This window comes from Halomonas fontilapidosi, assembly GCF_014192285.1.
In the GTDB taxonomy this organism is placed as follows: Bacteria; Pseudomonadota; Gammaproteobacteria; order Pseudomonadales; family Halomonadaceae; genus Halomonas; species Halomonas fontilapidosi.
This window is the reverse complement of sequence record NZ_JACHXQ010000003.1, coordinates 202,201-218,117: the sequence shown is the minus strand read 5'-3', so window position 1 is coordinate 218,117 and position 15,917 is coordinate 202,201. Positions and strand designations below refer to the sequence as shown.

Genomic DNA, 15,917 nt, shown 5'->3' with positions numbered 1-15,917 from the left:
TCCCTCTCCTGTCTATGCGGCGAACTGCCCCTCAAAGGGGCAGTTCGAGGTCGGGTGACACCTGGGTGAGGGCGTCGGCGAAGCGCCCGCGGATGCGGGCTAGGGCAGCGTCGTCCTTGCCCTCGAAGCGCAGCACCAGCACCGGCGTGGTGTTGGAGGCGCGGCACAGGCCCCAGCCGTCCGGATAGTCGACGCGGATGCCATCCAGGGTCGTCTTGACGCCGTCCTCGCCGAAGTCGCCCTCTCGGGCCAGCCGCTCCACCAGCGCGAACTTGCTCTCGTCGGTGACCGTGATGTTGATCTCCGGGGTGCCGACGTCCTGGGGGTAGCGGGCGAAGAAGCTATCGGCATCGTCGGCCTGCTTCGAGAGGATTTCCAGCAGGCGGGCGGCGGCGTACAGGCCGTCGTCGAAGCCGTACCAGCGCTCCTTGAAGAAGATGTGACCGCTCATCTCGCCGGCCAGCAGGGCGCCGGTCTCCTTCATGCGCGCCTTGATCAGCGAATGCCCGGTGCGCCACATCTCCGGTGTGCCGCCGGCTTCCTCGATGACCCGGGTCAGATTGCCGGTGCACTTGACATCGAAGATCACCCGGGCGTCGCGATTGCGCGACAGCATGTCCTCGGCGAAGGCCATCAGCAGATGGTCGGGATAGATCAGCTTGCCGCTCGGCGTGATCACGCCGAGTCGGTCGCCGTCGCCGTCAAAGGCCAGGCCGATGTCCGCCCCGCTCTCCTGCACGGTGCGAATCAGGTCCTGGAGGTTTTCGGGCTTGCCCGGATCCGGATGATGGTTGGGGAAGGTGCCGTCGATCTCGGCGAACAGCGGTAGGGTCTCGGCCCCGAGGCGCTCGACCAGTGCCGGGCCCAGTTCGCCGGCGACGCCGTTGCCGCAATCGACCACCGCCTTGAGCGGACGGTCGAGCGTGACATCGCCGAGGATGCGGGCTAGATAGGCGTCACGTACGTCCTCCTGACGCATGCTGCCCTGGCCGTCGCTGAGTTCGCCGTTCGTCAGGCGCGTATGCAGCGCGGTGATGGCGTCGCCGGAGAGCGTCTCGCCGCCCAGCACGATCTTGAAGCCGTTGTAGTTCGGCGGGTTGTGGCTGCCGGTGACCATCACGCCCGAGGTCGTGCCGTCGAGCACGTGGGTGGCGAAGTAGAGCACCGGGGTGGGCACCATGCCGATATCGATGACGTCGCAACCCGAGGTCATGAGGCCACGCGTCAGGGCGGCCAGCAGGCGTGGGCCGGAGAGGCGACCGTCGCGGGCGACGACCACGGTGAACTCGCCGCGCGACTGGGCCTCGCTGCCGATGGCATGACCGATCTGCGCGACGCTCGTCTCGCTCAGGGTGTCGTCGACGATGCCGCGAATGTCGTAGGCGCGGAAGATGGAGGCGGGGACTGCCTGGCTGGCGTCTTGGGTCATGGTATCTTTCCTGTGTGGAGTCTCGCGTCGCGGGGTCCATCACCGGCCGTCAGTGACGGCCGGAGCTACCGAAGCCCCCGGCACCGCGCAGGCTGGTGTCGAAGGTGTCGACGATCTCGAGGTCGGCCTGTACGACGGGAACGAGCACATACTGCGCCAGCTTCTCGAAAGGCTCGAGGGTGAAGGGCGCCTTGCCACGGTTCCATGTGGAGATCATCAGCTCACCCTGATAGTCGGAATCGATCAGGCCGACCAGGTTGCCGAGCACGATACCGTGCTTGTGACCCAGTCCCGAGCGGGGCAGGATCATTCCGGCGAGGGTCGGGTCGGCAATGTGGATGGCAAGCCCGGTGCGCACCAGCTCGCACTGCCCGGGTGCCAGGGTCAGCGGGGCATCGAGCAGGGCACGCAGGTCCATGCCGGCAGAACCGTCGGTGGCGTATCGAGGCAGGTAGTCGCGCAAGCGCTCGTCGAGCAGCTTGACGGCGAGGCGCGGGCGAGCAGGAGGGACGGGCATCTGGGGTCCTCGGGATCGGTATCAGGGGGCGTGATGGAACGCCAGGCAGGAGAGCGCGCGGCGCATCACCGCCTGGGCAAGCTGTGCCTTGGGCTGGGGGGCGAGGCTCTCGCTGCCTTCCCCGTCGCCTTCCCGCCATAGCAGCAGGGCGGCGTTGTCGTCGCTGCCGAAGCCGAGGCCGGCTCGGGAGACGTCGTTGGCGACGATCATGTCGAGCCCCTTGCGGGTCAGCTTGTCCCGAGCATAGGCCTCGAGGTCGCGCGTCTCGGCGGCGAAACCTACCACCAGCGGACGCTGTGACTCGGGGAGGGCGGCGACACCGGCGATGACGTCGGGGTTCTTCACCAGGCGCAGGATGAGCCCCTCCTCGCCCTCGACCTTCTTGATCTTGTGCTCGGCGGCCGCCTCGGCACGGTAGTCGGCCACGGCGGCGCAGCCGATGAAGATATCGCTGTCGATGGCCAGCCGCTGGGCGGCCTCGTGCATCTCCTGGGCGGTCTCGACGTCGGTACGTTCGACGCCCTCCGGCGTCGGCAGGCCGACCGGGCCGCTGATTAGCCGCACCCGAGCGCCCAGCGCGGCAGCGCTGGCGGCCAGAGCGAAGCCCATCTTGCCGGAGCTGTGATTGGAGAGGTAGCGCACCGGGTCGAGCGGCTCCTGCGTGGGGCCGGCGGTGATGGTGATGGTCAGGCCGTCGGCCTCCCCGGATGCATTCGCCTCGGCCGGCGCGGCATCGGGTGCCGTGGAAAGCAGCGCCGCCACGATCGTCTCGGGCTCGAGCATGCGCCCCGGCCCCACGTCACCGCAGGCCTGGTCACCGCTGTCCGGCCCCAGCAATTGCCAGCCGTCCTCGGCAAGCCGGTGGGCGTTGCGCTGCGTGGCCTTGTGGCGCCACATGGCCTGATTCATGGCGGGGGCCATCACTTTCTCCGCCTCGCTCGCCAGGCACAGAGTGGTCAGCAGATCATCCGCCAGGCCCTGGGCGAGGCGCGCCATCAGGTCCGCCGTGGCCGGCGCAATCAGGATGGTATCGGCCCAGCGCGCCAGCTCGATATGCCCCATGCCAGCCTCGGCTTCGGGGTCGAGCAGCGAGGTGCGCACCGCTTCTCCACTAAGCGCCTGCAAGGTCAGCGGAGTGATGAAGGCCTGGGCGCCCTGCGTCATCACTACGCGCACGTCACAGCCGGCCTGGGTGAGCAGGCGGACGATTTGAGCGCTCTTGTAGGCAGCGATGCCGGCGCTGATGCCAAGCAGTATGCGTCGGGAGGCGCTCCGTCGGGCGGTGTTTCCGGGGCCGGGCAGTGATGACATGGTGGTATCCGAGCGGAAATCGGGTTGCCTACCTTACCATCGGTGCCCGACCTTGCGTAGCCGCCGGACCGACTACACTGACGTGACGTCAGGGGCGTTGGGCAGGGAGGCAGGGATGTCGATTCGGGACTGGCCGGAGGGGGAGCGACCCCGGGAGAAACTGCTGGCGCTGGGTGTGGAGGCGCTCTCCGATGCCGAACTGCTGGCGATCTTTCTGCGTGTCGGCGTCGAGGGGCGTTCGGCGGTGGACCTGGCCAGGGATCTGCTATCGGCCTTCGGTGGGCTTCGCCAGTTGCTCGAGGCCGACCAGGCGCGCTTCTGTGCCCAGCGTGGCATGGGAATGGCCAAGTTTGTTCAGCTCCAGGCCACCCTGGAGCTGTCTCGGCGGCATCTCGCCAGCCAGTTGAACCGTGGCGACGCGCTGACCTCCCCCTCGCTGGTGCGCGCCTACCTCGCCGCCCAGCTGCGCCATCTCGGCCACGAGGAGTTTGCCGCGCTGTTCCTCGACAGCCAGCATCGGGTGATCCGCTACGAGTCGCTGTTTCGCGGCACCCTGGACAGCGCCTCGGTCTATCCTCGTGAAGTGGCTCGTCGCGCCCTGGAACTCGGCGCCGGCGCCATCATCTTCGCCCACAATCACCCCTCCGGCGTGGCCGAGCCTTCCGATGCGGACCGACGCATCACCGACCGCCTTCGCGAGGCGCTCGCGCTCTTCGAGGTGCGCGTGCTGGACCACTTCGTGGTGGGCGACGGGGAGGTGGTCTCCTTCGCGGAGCGGGGATGGCTGTAACGGCTGGATGGATAGGAAAACCGCGCCTGGCCGGCTACAATACGCCACCGGCTGCGCTGGGCCCCTTGGTAAGGGCCACCCGCCTGTCATCGTTGTCCGCTACGCCTTCCGAGGTGCGTTGCGGGCCATGCCACGCCCCGTCGGATTGTCGCCGCGTCGCTTGCCGAATGCGGCGGTCTCTGGTATAAAGTGCAGCCTTTGAATTCCCTTGGGTCAAATGACAACGGGGTCGTCCCGGTTTGCCCGACAGGTTTTGAACACTCAGGTATAAACGCCTGGCCAAGCGGTTGGAGGCTCTCATGTCCAAAGTATGTCAGGTTACCGGCAAGCGCCCGGTGACTGGTAACAACGTTTCACACTCCCAGCGCAAGACGCGTCGTCGTTTCGTGCCGAACCTGCATTCCCACCGTTTCTGGGTGGAGTCCGAGAAGCGCTTCGTCAAGCTGCGCGTCTCCTCCAAGGGCATGCGCATCATCGACAAGAAGGGCATCGAAGCGGTGCTCGGCGACATCCGCAAGCGCGGCGAAGCCGTCTAAGCGATTTTCCAGGGGAGAGATTCGTCATGCGTGACAAGATCAGAATGATTTCCAGTGCCGGTACCGGTCACTTCTACACGACCGACAAGAACAAGCGGAACACGCCGGACAAGCTCGAAAAGAAGATGTTCGACCCGGTCGTCCGTCAGCACGTGATGTACAAGGAAGGCAAGATCAAGTAAGTCTTGGTCGCTTCCGCCGCAGGCAGAAGCCTGTCAGCCTGAACCCGGTCCGATGGCCGGGTTCTTGCGTATTTTGCCCCGCCGGACGAGCCCATGCCCGAGTTGCCCGAAGTCGAGACCACCCGCCGTGGTATCGCCCCTCACGTGGAGGGTCGCGAGATCACCGAGGTGATCGTTCGCCAGGCGCGTTTGCGCGTGCCGGTGCCGGCGGATCTCGTCGAGCGGCTGGTCGGGGCGCGCATCTGCGAACTGGCCCGGCGCGCGAAGTATCTGCTGCTGCCGCTCGAGGGCGAGGCGTCCGGTACGCTGCTCTGGCATCTGGGCATGTCTGGCAGCCTGCGCATCGCCCGCCTGGGCGAGCTGCCGAAGAAGCACGACCATCTCGACCTGGTGCTCGACGACGGTGCCATCCTGCGCTATCACGACCCGCGCCGCTTCGGCTTCGTCGACTGGCTGGCCGGTAGCGCGGAGCAGGACCCGCGACTGGCGCGTCTGGGCCCGGAGCCGCTCTCTGAAGCCTTCGGCGGAGAGCGCCTCTTCGCGCGTTCTCGCGGCCGCCGCCTGGCGGTGAAGCCCTTCCTCATGGATAACGCCGTGGTCGTGGGGGTTGGTAACATTTATGCCGCCGAGGCGCTGTTCCTGGCCGGCATCGACCCACGGCGGGCCGCTGGGCGCATCTCGCGTGCACGCTACGTGCGGCTGGCGGCGGCGGTGCGCGAGGTGCTGGCCGCCGCCATCACCCAAGGGGGGACTACCCTGCGCGACTTCGTGGGCGGCACCGGCGAGCCGGGCTACTTCAAGCAGCGCCTCAATGTCTACGGGCGCGACGGTCAGCCCTGCCGCCGCTGTGGCGCCGAGCTGCGCCTGATCACTCTGGGCCAGCGGGCCAGCGTGTTCTGCGGCCATTGCCAGACCTGACGGCGGCGAGGCTTCGTCGGCGCCCCCTCACACCCCTTTACGAGATCCTGCCATGACCGCCATTCCCTCACTGCGCCTGAAGAAGAACGCCGACCGTCGCCTCAAGGCCGGCCACCTGTGGCTCTACTCCAACGAGATCGACATCCAGGCCACGCCGATCAAGGCGTGTGAGGCCGGAACCCAGGTGGTGGTCGAGGCCGCCAATGGCAAGGCTTTGGGCGTGGCCTATGTCAATCCGCACTCGCTGATCTGCGCGAGGATGGTCTCCCGCGACCCTGCCCAGGGGCTCGACCGCTCACTGCTGGTGCACCGCCTCAACCAGGCACTGGCGCTGCGCCAGCGCCTCTTCGACAAGCCCTTCTATCGACTGGTGCACGGTGAAGGCGACCTGCTGCCGGGGCTAGTCATCGACCGCTTCGGTGACGTGCTGGTCGTGCAGCTCAACACCGCCGGCATGCAGGCCGTTGCCGATGAGCTGCTGGATGCCCTGGACAAGGTGCTCTCGCCCGCTGCTGTGGTCTTCCGCAACGACACCAGCGGACGTCGTCAGGAGGGGCTCGAGGGCGGCGTTGAGGTCGTCAAGGGCACGCTTCCCGACCCGGTGCTGCTGGAGGAGAACGGCGTGCAGTTCGTGGCGCCGGTGCTCGATGGCCAGAAGACCGGCTGGTTCTACGATCATCGCGTCAATCGGGCCTGGCTCAATGGCCTGGTGGCCGGCAAGCGAGTACTGGACCTGTTCAGCTATGTGGGTGGCTGGGGCGTTCAGGCCGCGGCCAATGGCGCTCGCGAGGTGCTGTGCGTGGATGCCTCCGGCGCGGCACTCGAGCGGGTCGCCGAGAACGCCGCCTTGAACGGGGTGCACGAGCAGGTGGCGGTGGGCGAGGGCGATGCCTTCGAGGTCCTCGCCGCCCTCAAGGCGGAGGGTGAGGAGTTCGACATGGTAATCCTCGACCCGCCCGCCTTCATCCGCAAGCGCAAGGACATCCCCAACGGCGAGCGTGCCTATGGCAAGCTGAACCGCGAGGCGATGCGCCTGCTGGGGCGCGACGGCCTGCTGCTCTCCGCCTCCTGTTCCATGCACCTGGCCCCTGAGCGCCTGGTGGACGTGGTGCGCGGGGCGGTGCGCCACCAGGACCGCCAGGGCCAGATCCTCTTCCAGGGGCATCAGGGCCCCGATCACCCCGTTCATCCGGCGATTCCCGAGACCTCCTACCTCAAGGCGCTGGGCGTGCGCGTCTTTCGGGACTAGGGCGCGATGCTTCCCGGTTACGTTCGCGCCTTCGCCCATTCCAACGCGCTGCTGGTCAGTCACGTGCACAACGTGCTGACCGCCGCCGGGATCCCCGCGGAGCTGCATAACCTGACCCTGGCCGGAGGCGCTGGCGAGTTGCCGCTGGGCGAGTGTGAGCCAGAGGTGTGGGTGGCGCCCCACAACCTCGCGCGAGCCGAGGCGCTGATTCGCCAGTCCCTGGAAGGGACCAGTGACCGCGCCAGCTGGACCTGCCCCGGGTGTGGAGAGCCCCTCGACGGCGTTTTCGATACCTGCTGGAACTGTGGCACCCGCCGAGAGGCCTGAGACGGATCGACGCCTGACGGTTTCTGCACGCCGACCGGCCCGCTGCCTCGGGACGTCCTGGCAGGGTTTTCTGCCCGGCCGTTTCCTGAAAGAAGGATTTCTGGCAAATAAGTCCATCGTTGACAATATTTTTCGTTCTTTCTCGTGGGCTCTTCGTTTATGGACTGCCTGTGCTGTAATGGGCAGGAAAGCCACCCAATAACAGCCCAGGAGAACACCATGCAGATCGCCGTGCCCAAGGAAATCAAGAATCACGAATATCGTGTCGCCCTGACGCCCACCGGCGCTCGGGAGCTGGTCGGCCGTGGCCACACGGTCACCGTCCAGGCCGGGGCCGGCGAGGGTGCCGGCTTTGCGGATGCCGCCTATGAGGCCGCCGGCGCCCGCCTCGAGGCCGACGTGGCCAAGGTCTGGGACGCTGCCGAGCTGATCCTCAAGGTCAAGGAGCCGCAGGCCGAGGAGGTCGCGCGCCTCAAGACCGGTCAGACGCTCTTCACCTACCTGCACCTGGCCGCCGAAGCGTCGTTGACCCGCGGCCTGATGGAGAGCGGCGCCACCTGCATCGCCTACGAGACCGTCACCGACCGCCAGGGTGGCCTGCCGCTGCTGGCGCCGATGAGCACCGTGGCTGGGCGCATGGCCATCCAGGCCGGTGCCCACAGTTTGGAGAAGGCCCAGGGCGGCTCCGGTGTGCTGCTGCCTGGGGTGCCCGGGGTGGCGCCGGCCAAGGTGGCCGTGATTGGCGGCGGCGTGGTGGGCGAGAATGCCGCCCGCATGGCGCTGGGCCTCGGCGCCGAGGTCACGGTGCTCGACAAGTCGATACCGCGTCTCGAGACCCTGGACGACCGCTACCAGGGCCGCATGAAGACAGTCTTCTCCACCGCGGATGCCATCGACGAAGCGGTGCGCGAGTGCGACCTGATCGTGGGGGCCGTGCTGATCCCGGGCGCCGCCGCGCCCAAGCTGATCACCCGCGAGATGCTGGCCGAGATGAAGCCCGGCAGCGTGCTGGTGGACGTGGCGATCGACCAGGGCGGCTGCTTCGAGACCAGCCGGGCCACCACCCATACCGACCCGACCTACATCGTCGACGGGGTCGTGCACTACTGCGTGGCCAACATGCCCGGCGCCGTGGCGCGCACCTCCACCCAGGCGCTGACCAACGCCACCATGCCCTTCGTCACGGCGCTGGCCGACAAGGGCTGGAAGCAGGCCCTGGCCGACGACGCTCACTTCGCCGCCGGCCTCAACGTCCATGAGGGCCAGGTAACCTATAAGGCGGTGGCCGAGGCCTTTGGTCTGGAGTATGTCGAACCCGCCAAGCTGCTGAAATAAAGCACGGCGCTGGGTTTTCGACCTGCCCCGGTCGAGCCGCACGAAGCGTTCATAGGGTTGAGCGAAACCAACGGCCCCGGTCGCCTTGACCGGGGCCTCGCGTTACCATAGCGGCCATTTCCGCACAGTAGAGTCCGCTTTCCCCATGAGTGCAGCTTCCGAGAAGACCCGCGTTCTCACCGGCATCACCACCACCGGCACCCCCCATCTGGGCAACTACGTGGGGGCGATCAAGCCCGCCATCGCCGCGAGCCAGGACCCCAACGTCCAGTCGTACTACTTTCTCGCCGACCTGCATGCGCTGATCAAGTGTCAGGATCCGCGCCGGGTGCAGGATTCGCGCCTGGAGATCGCGGCCACCTGGCTGGCGCTGGGCCTGGATACCGACAACGCCATCTTCTATCGCCAGTCGGATGTGCCCGAGATCCCCGAGCTCACCTGGCTGCTCTCCTGTGTCTGTGCCAAGGGGCTGATGAACCGTGCCCATGCCTACAAGGCGGCGGTGGCCGAGAACGAGGCCGCCGGCAACCAGGACCCGGACAAGGGCATCACCATGGGGCTGTTCGGCTACCCGGTGCTGATGGCTGCCGATATCCTGATGTTCAACGCCAACAAGGTGCCGGTGGGACGCGACCAGATCCAGCACATCGAGATGGCCCGCGATATCGCCGGTCGCTTCAACCACCTCTACAAGGGGCAGTACTTCACCCTCCCCGATGCCGTGGTGGATGAGCGCGTGGAGGTGCTGGGCGGCCTGGATGGTCGCAAGATGTCCAAGAGTTACAACAACACCATCCCGCTGTTCGTCTCCGAGAAGAAGCTGCAGAAGCTGGTGCGCAAGATCAAGACCAACTCGCTGGAGCCCGGCGAGCCCAAGGATCCGTCGACCTGCACGCTCTTCCAGATCTATTCCGCCTTCGCCACGGCCGACGAGACCGAGGCGATGCGCAACGAATACGCCAATGGCATCGGCTGGGGCGAGGCCAAGAACCGCGTCTTCGAGCTCCTCAACGAGCAGCTGCGCGAACCCCGCGAGCGCTACCAGGCGCTGATGGAGGACCCCGGCCATATCGAGCAGGTGCTGATCAAGGGCGCCGAGCGGGCCCGTGCCGAGGCGGCGCCTTTCATGGACCGCCTGCGCCAGGCGGCCGGCCTCGGGCGTTTCGTCTGATTCGCATCCGCAAGATACTGCGGTGGGCACCTTCGGGTGGCCGTTGTGGTTGGCGAGGCGATTGTTATTCTTTTTGATTATTAATCGTTTGTTTTAAATACTTTTACGTTCGAATCTTGACCCCTTAGCATGGCGAGTCCCGGGCTAGCTGCCCTTGATCACTTCAAGAGAGTAGGCCATGCGTGAACTCGCCCTGACCCAACGCCCTCGACTTCCCGTCTCCGCCATGGCGGGCGGCGCCCTGCTGCTGGGTGCCCTGGCCGTGGGCATCGCTTTCGGCGCTCGCCTGGGTGTGCTGATGGTGGTAGGCGGGCTGCTGGGCATGGTGCTCTACCATGCCGCCTTCGGCTTCACCGCCGCCTGGCGGGTGTTCATCACCGAACGGCGGGGGCGTGGGCTGCGCGCCCAGATGGTGATGCTGGCCATCGCCGTCCTGCTGTTCTTTCCAGCGCTGGGCGCGGGCAGTCTCTTCGGTCAGTCGGTTTACGGCTTCGTGGCGCCCATCGGTCTCTCGGTGGTGGTTGGCGCCTTCCTGTTCGGCCTGGGCATGCAGCTCGGTGGCGGCTGTGCCTCGGGGACGCTCTTCACCGCCGGCGGCGGTAACGCCCGCATGCTGATCACCCTGCTGTTCTTCGTGGTGGGCTCGGTGATCGGAACGGCTCACTTCACCTGGTGGCAGAGCCTGCCCGCTTTCCAGCCTGTGTCGCTGGTCAAGACCGCCGGCACGGGGGGCGGCATTGCCATCAGCCTGGTGCTGTTTGCGGCCATTGCCGCCTTCACCGTGCTGATGGAGCGGCGTCGCCATGGCGCGCTCGAGCGGGCCCCGACGGTCAATGCCGGCAACCGTCGCTGGCTCACCGGCCCCTGGCCGCTGCTGGCCGGCGCCGTGGCCCTGGCGCTGCTCAACTTTGCCACCCTGGCGCTGGCCGGCCGTCCCTGGGGCATCACCTCTGCCTTCGCCCTCTGGGGGGCCAAGGGGTTCGAGGCACTGGGCGGCGACGTCAGCCAGTGGGGCTACTGGCAGTCATCGTGGAATGCGGCGGCCCTGGAGGCCACCATCTGGCGTGACATCACCAGCGTAATGAACATCGGCATCCTGCTCGGGGCGCTGGTGGCTGCCGCGCTGGCCGGCAAGTTTGCGCCCAACTTTCGCATCCCCGCCAGGTCGGTCTTGGCCGCGGTGATCGGTGGCTTGTTGCTCGGCTATGGGGCACGCCTGGCCTTTGGCTGCAACATCGGTGCCTACTTCAGCGGGATCGCCTCCGGCAGCCTGCATGGCTGGGTGTGGCTGGTAGCGGCTTTCGCGGGCAACATGCTCGGGGTAAGGCTGCGGCCCTTTTTCTTCACCGGCGATGCCCGCCGGCTGCCCGCCGCAAAGGGCGCGTGAATCACCCATTGCCCGCACCTGCGCACCTTCACGCCCTGGCTTCTGGCCGGGGCGTCGTTGTTGAGGGCGTGCTAGAGTTGGCATCAAGGTGCCGATAGAGCGCCACGGCCCGTTCCAGTTACCGTATCGAGGCGAGAAATGACCGACGATAAGAAGCGTCCCCTCTATATCCCCTACGCCGGCCCGCCGCTGCTCGAGATGCCGCTGCTCAACAAGGGCAGTGCCTTCACTCGCGAGGAGCGCCTGGAGTTCAACCTGATCGGCCTGCTGCCGCAGAATGTGGAGACGATCGAGGAGCAGGCGGAGCGGGCCTATCGCCAGTACCGGCAGTGCCAGAACGATCTGGACAAGCACATCTACTTGCGCGCCATTCAGGACGACAACGAGACCCTCTACTACCGCCTGGTCGCCGAGCACCTCGAGGAGATGCTGCCGATCATCTACACCCCGACGGTCGGCAAGGCCTGTGAGGAATTCTCGAACATCTATCGCAATCACCGGGGATTGTTCATCGCCTATCCGGACCGTGAGCACATGGATGACATCCTGCACAGTTCCACCAAGGACAAGGTCAAGGTGATCGTGGTCACCGACGGCGAACGCATCCTGGGGCTTGGCGATCAGGGCATCGGCGGCATGGGGATTCCCATCGGCAAGCTGGCACTCTATACCGCCTGCGGCGGCATCAGCCCGGCCTATACCCAGCCGATCATGCTCGACATGGGGACCAATAACCAGGCACTGCTCGACGACCCGATGTACATGGGCTGGCGACATCGTCGCGTTTCCCAGGAAGAGTACGACGCCTTCATGGCGGAGTTCATTGCCGCGGTGAAGCGCCGCTGGCCGGGGGTGCTGCTGCAGTTCGAGGATTTTGCTCAGGCGAATGCCCTGCCGCTGCTCGACCGCTATCGCGACGAGCTGTGCTGCTTCAACGATGATGTCCAGGGGACGGCCTCGGTGGTGGTCGGTACCCTGATGGCGGCCTGCCAGGCTCGCCAGGAGGGTATCGCCCAGCAGCGGGTAGTCTTCGTCGGGGCGGGCTCCGCCGGCTGTGGTATTGCCGAGCAGGTGGTGGTGGCGATGCAGGCCGAGGGCCTGACCGAGGCGGAGGCGCGCTCGCGCATCTACATGGTCGATCGCGAAGGGCTGGTCACCTCCGAGCAGGCATGGCTTCGCGGCTTTCAGGGCCGCCTGGCCCATGACCCTGGAACGGTGGTCGACTGGGACGGTCAGTCGCTGCTCGAGGTGGTACGCCGAATCTCGCCCACGGTGCTGATCGGCGTCTGCGGTATGCCAGGCATTTTCACCGAGGAGGTGGTGCGCGCCATGCATGCTGGCTGCGAGATGCCGCTGATCATGCCGCTCTCCAACCCCACCTCGCGGGCCGAGGCCGTGCCCGAGGACGTGATCCGCTGGACCGATGGCCAGGCCCTGGTGGCCACCGGCAGCCCTTTCCCGCCGGTGGAGTACGGTGGCCGGCGTATCCCTATCGCCCAGTGCAACAACGCCTACATCTTCCCGGGAATCGGTCTGGGGGTGGTAGCCGCCGGAGCCAAGCGGGTCACCGATGCCATGTTGATGGCCTCGTCGCGAGCGCTCGCGCGCGAAGCGCCAATCGTCAAGCATGGTGAAGGAGCGCTGCTGCCGCCGCTCTCGCACATCCGCGAGCTCTCCACGGCGATCGCCTTCGACGTGGCCGCCCAGGCTCAGGGCGAGGGCGTGGCGCTGAAGACCAACGGCATCAAGCTGCGCGAGGCCATCAAGCGCAACAGCTGGACGCCGGCGTACAGGCGCTATCGCCGCCGCTCCTTCTGATAGGGCACTGATTCATCCCAAAAAATGGCCCCGCCGGTTACCCGGTGGGGCCTTTCGCTGCTGGGAAGGCGTGGGGTCAGGCCGCCCTGTCAGGCCGACCCGATCATCTTGCGCAGCACGTAGTGGAGGATGCCGCCATGGCGGTAGTACTCCAGCTCGTTGCCGGTATCGATGCGGCACAGCGCCTCGAGGTTCTGCTCGCCCTTGTCGCTCTTGATGGTCACCTTGACCTTGCCACCCGGGGTGAGATCGGCAAGTCCTTCGATGGAGACCTGCTCGTCACCGGTCATCCCCAGCGTCTTGCGGCTCTCGCCCTCGGGGAACTGCAGCGGAACCACGCCCATGCCGATCAGGTTGGAGCGGTGGATGCGCTCGTAGGACTCGGCCAGCACGGCCCGTACGCCGAGCAGGCGGGTGCCCTTGGCCGCCCAGTCACGCGAAGAGCCGGTGCCGTACTCCTTGCCGGCGACGACCACTAGCGGCGTGTCTTCCTGCTGGTACCGCATGGCGGCATCGTAGATCGCCATCTGCTCGCCGGAAGGCACGTGGCGCGTTTCGCCGCCGACGACGCCGTCGAGCATCTCATTCTTGATGCGCACGTTGGCGAAGGTGCCGCGCATCATCACCTCGTGATTGCCGCGCCGCGAGCCGTAGGAGTTGAAGTCCACTGGCTTCACGCCACGCTCCTGCAGGTAGCGCCCGGCAGGGCTGTCGGGCTTGATGGCGCCGGCCGGCGAGATATGGTCGGTGGTCACGGAGTCACCGAGCATGGCCAGTACCCGGGCGTCCTTGACGTCCTCGATGGCGGGAGGCGTGCGCCCCATGCCCTCGAAGAACGGAGGATGTTGAATGTAGGTGGAGTCCTCAGACCACTGATAGACCTTGCTCTCGGGGACCTTGATGGATTTCCAGGTCTCGTCGCCGTCGAATACCTCGGCATACTCCTTGCGGAACATCTCGGTGTTGACTTGCTCCACGGCCTCGGCGATCTCTGCCTGGCTGGGCCAGATGTCCTTGAGGGTGACCGGATTGCCCTGGTCGTCCGTGCCCAGGGGGTCGCGGGCGAGGTCGAGCTGGACGTTGCCGGCCAGGGCATAGGCCACGACCAGGGGGGGCGAGGCCAGCCAGTTGGTCTTGACCAGCGGATGGATGCGGCCCTCGAAGTTGCGGTTGCCCGAGAGTACCGAGGCCACCGTCAGGTCACCGTCGCTGATGGCCTGCTCAATGGGCTCAGGGAGCGGCCCCGAGTTGCCGATACAGGTCGTGCAGCCATAGCCCACCAAGTTGAAGCCCAGAGCGTTCAGGTCGTCCTGTACGCCACCGGCGGCCAGATAGTCGGTGACCACCTTGGAGCCCGGTGCCAGGGATGTCTTCACCCAGGGCTTGGTGGACAGTCCCTTCTCGCGGGCTTTTCGCGCGAGCAGGCCGGCGGCCATCATCACGCTGGGATTGGAGGTGTTGGTGCAGGAGGTGATGGCGGCGATGACCACGGCACCGGGATCGAGCCGGAAGGATTCGCCGTCCAGGCTGACTTCCTGACTGTCATGGTGCTCGTAGCTCTTCTCGACACCCACCGCGGTCTGGCCGCCCTCGGAGAACAGCCGTCCCTTGTCCTCGGTGGGCGTGGCGGTCTTGTTGTCGTCATCCATCACCTTGGCGAAGGCCTGGGGCATGTCCTGCAGCGCGACGCGATCCTGGGGCCGCTTGGGGCCGGCCAGGCTGGCCTCGACCTCGGTCATGTCCAGCGCCAGGGTGTCACTGAAGATCGGCTCATCGCCGGGTTCCCGCCACAGACCCTGGGCCTTGCAGTAGGCCTCGACCAGGGCCACCTGCTCGTCATCGCGGCCGGTCAAGCGCATGTAGCGCAGCGTCTCGTCGTCCACCGAGAAGAAGGCACAGGTAGCGCCGAACTCCGGCGACATGTTGGCGATGGTGGCGCGGTCAGCCAGCGGCAGGTCCTTGAGGCCGTCGCCATAGAACTCGACGAACTTGCCCACCACGCCTTTCTTGCGCAGCATCTCGGTGACCGTCAGCACCAGGTCGGTCGCGGTGATGCCCTCGCGCAGCTTGCCGGTGAGCTTGAAGCCCACCACCTCGGGAATCAGCATGGAGACCGGCTGGCCCAGCATGGCGGCCTCGGCCTCGATGCCGCCCACGCCCCAGCCGAGCACGCCCAGGCCGTTGATCATGGTGGTGTGGGAGTCGGTACCCACCAGGGTGTCCGGGTAGGCCAGGGTCTTGCCGTCTACCTCCTTGGTCCAGACGGTCTTGCCTAAGTACTCGAGGTTGACCTGGTGGCAGATGCCGGTGCCGGGGGGGACGACGCGGAAGTTGTCGAATGCCTGCTGGCCCCAGCGTAGGAACTCGTAGCGCTCGTGGTTACGCTCCATCTCGATCGCCACGTTGTCCTTGAACGCGGAAGGGTTGCCGAACTTGTCGACCATCACCGAGTGGTCGATGACCAGGTCGACCGGCGACAGCGGGTTGATGCGGGCGGGATCTTCGCCGAGGGACTCCACCGCGGCGCGCATGGAGGCCAGGTCGACGACCCCGGGCACCCCGGTGAAGTCCTGCATCAGTACCCGCGCCGGGCGATAGCCGATCTCACGGTCCGAGTGGCCCTGCTGCTGCCAGTCGACCAGCGCCTGCATGTCCTCGCGGGAGACGCTCTCGTCATCGGCGAAGCGCAGCTGGTTTTCCAGCAGGATTTTCAAGGTCTTGGGCAGGCGATCGATGTTGCCCAGCGCGTCGGCGGCTTTTGCCAGGCTGTGATAGTGAAAGGTGGCGCCGCCGGCGTCCAACGTCTCCAGCGTATCCGGTGTGGACTCGTTGCTCATGCTGTCTGTCCTCCTGTCGCGTCGCGGGGAGTGAGGCACCCATCCTGGTACCATGATGATGACATGGTCATGATAGTTGGCCTTTTCAAGCGCCGCCCGGGTCGTGCCGT

General features: G+C 66.4%; 14 protein-coding genes. 10 read left to right on the top strand and 4 right to left on the bottom strand.

Annotation, left to right across the window (positions count from 1 at the left end):
* Positions 1–31: 31 nt before the first annotated feature.
* Genes FHR95_RS07095 through coaBC form a run of 3 tightly spaced genes read right to left on the bottom strand, consistent with a single transcriptional unit; the run spans position 32 to position 3,257 of the window.
* A complete protein-coding gene (locus FHR95_RS07095) occupies positions 32–1,429 on the bottom strand; it encodes a phosphomannomutase/phosphoglucomutase (protein WP_183313886.1) in 1,398 nt (465 codons plus the stop codon).
* 49 nt (positions 1,430–1,478) lie between these two features.
* The gene (dut, locus tag FHR95_RS07090; RefSeq protein ID WP_040184981.1) at positions 1,479–1,946 is read right to left on the bottom strand and encodes a dUTP diphosphatase; all 468 of its coding nucleotides are present in this window, start codon (positions 1,944–1,946) and stop codon (positions 1,479–1,481) included.
* 21 nt (positions 1,947–1,967) lie between these two features.
* Positions 1,968–3,257 (bottom strand): bifunctional phosphopantothenoylcysteine decarboxylase/phosphopantothenate--cysteine ligase CoaBC, encoded by a 1,290-nt coding sequence (coaBC, locus tag FHR95_RS07085; RefSeq protein WP_183313885.1) that lies wholly within the window; start codon positions 3,255–3,257, stop codon positions 1,968–1,970.
* Between the two features lie 115 nt (positions 3,258–3,372).
* Here coaBC and radC point away from each other — a divergent pair, with 115 nt between their 5' ends.
* From radC to FHR95_RS07035, 10 genes are all read left to right on the top strand, one after another.
* Complete coding sequence (gene radC / locus FHR95_RS07080; RefSeq protein ID WP_183313884.1) at positions 3,373–4,047, top strand: RadC family protein; 675 nt, start codon at positions 3,373–3,375, stop codon at positions 4,045–4,047.
* A 299-nt stretch (positions 4,048–4,346) separates the two neighbouring features.
* Complete coding sequence (rpmB, locus tag FHR95_RS07075) at positions 4,347–4,583, top strand: 50S ribosomal protein L28 (protein WP_040184989.1); 237 nt, start codon at positions 4,347–4,349, stop codon at positions 4,581–4,583.
* A 26-nt stretch (positions 4,584–4,609) separates the two neighbouring features.
* On the top strand, positions 4,610–4,765 hold the full coding sequence (gene rpmG / locus FHR95_RS07070; RefSeq protein WP_040184991.1) for a 50S ribosomal protein L33: 156 nt from the start codon (positions 4,610–4,612) through the stop codon (positions 4,763–4,765).
* Between the two features lie 93 nt (positions 4,766–4,858).
* Positions 4,859–5,683, top strand: coding sequence for a bifunctional DNA-formamidopyrimidine glycosylase/DNA-(apurinic or apyrimidinic site) lyase (gene mutM, locus FHR95_RS07065; RefSeq protein ID WP_183313883.1), 825 nt, complete (start codon positions 4,859–4,861; stop codon positions 5,681–5,683).
* Between the two features lie 52 nt (positions 5,684–5,735).
* On the top strand, positions 5,736–6,932 hold the full coding sequence (locus FHR95_RS07060) for a class I SAM-dependent rRNA methyltransferase (protein WP_183313882.1): 1,197 nt from the start codon (positions 5,736–5,738) through the stop codon (positions 6,930–6,932).
* A 6-nt stretch (positions 6,933–6,938) separates the two neighbouring features.
* Complete coding sequence (locus FHR95_RS07055) at positions 6,939–7,259, top strand: putative signal transducing protein (protein ID WP_183313881.1); 321 nt, start codon at positions 6,939–6,941, stop codon at positions 7,257–7,259.
* 219 nt (positions 7,260–7,478) lie between these two features.
* Positions 7,479–8,594 carry an alanine dehydrogenase gene (ald, locus tag FHR95_RS07050; RefSeq protein WP_040184998.1) on the top strand — a complete coding sequence of 372 codons (1,116 nt, stop codon included), beginning with the start codon at positions 7,479–7,481 and terminating at the stop codon, positions 8,592–8,594.
* A gap of 145 nt (positions 8,595–8,739) precedes the next feature.
* The gene (locus tag FHR95_RS07045; protein ID WP_183313880.1) at positions 8,740–9,765 is read left to right on the top strand and encodes a tryptophan--tRNA ligase; all 1,026 of its coding nucleotides are present in this window, start codon (positions 8,740–8,742) and stop codon (positions 9,763–9,765) included.
* Between the two features lie 178 nt (positions 9,766–9,943).
* A complete protein-coding gene (locus tag FHR95_RS07040; protein WP_183313879.1) occupies positions 9,944–11,152 on the top strand; it encodes a YeeE/YedE family protein in 1,209 nt (402 codons plus the stop codon).
* Between the two features lie 138 nt (positions 11,153–11,290).
* The gene (locus FHR95_RS07035) at positions 11,291–12,970 is read left to right on the top strand and encodes an NAD-dependent malic enzyme (protein ID WP_040185004.1); all 1,680 of its coding nucleotides are present in this window, start codon (positions 11,291–11,293) and stop codon (positions 12,968–12,970) included.
* A gap of 89 nt (positions 12,971–13,059) precedes the next feature.
* Here FHR95_RS07035 and acnA read toward each other — a convergent pair whose 3' ends face one another.
* Positions 13,060–15,807 carry an aconitate hydratase AcnA gene (acnA, locus tag FHR95_RS07030; protein WP_183313878.1) on the bottom strand — a complete coding sequence of 916 codons (2,748 nt, stop codon included), beginning with the start codon at positions 15,805–15,807 and terminating at the stop codon, positions 13,060–13,062.
* Positions 15,808–15,917 lie beyond the last annotated feature (110 nt).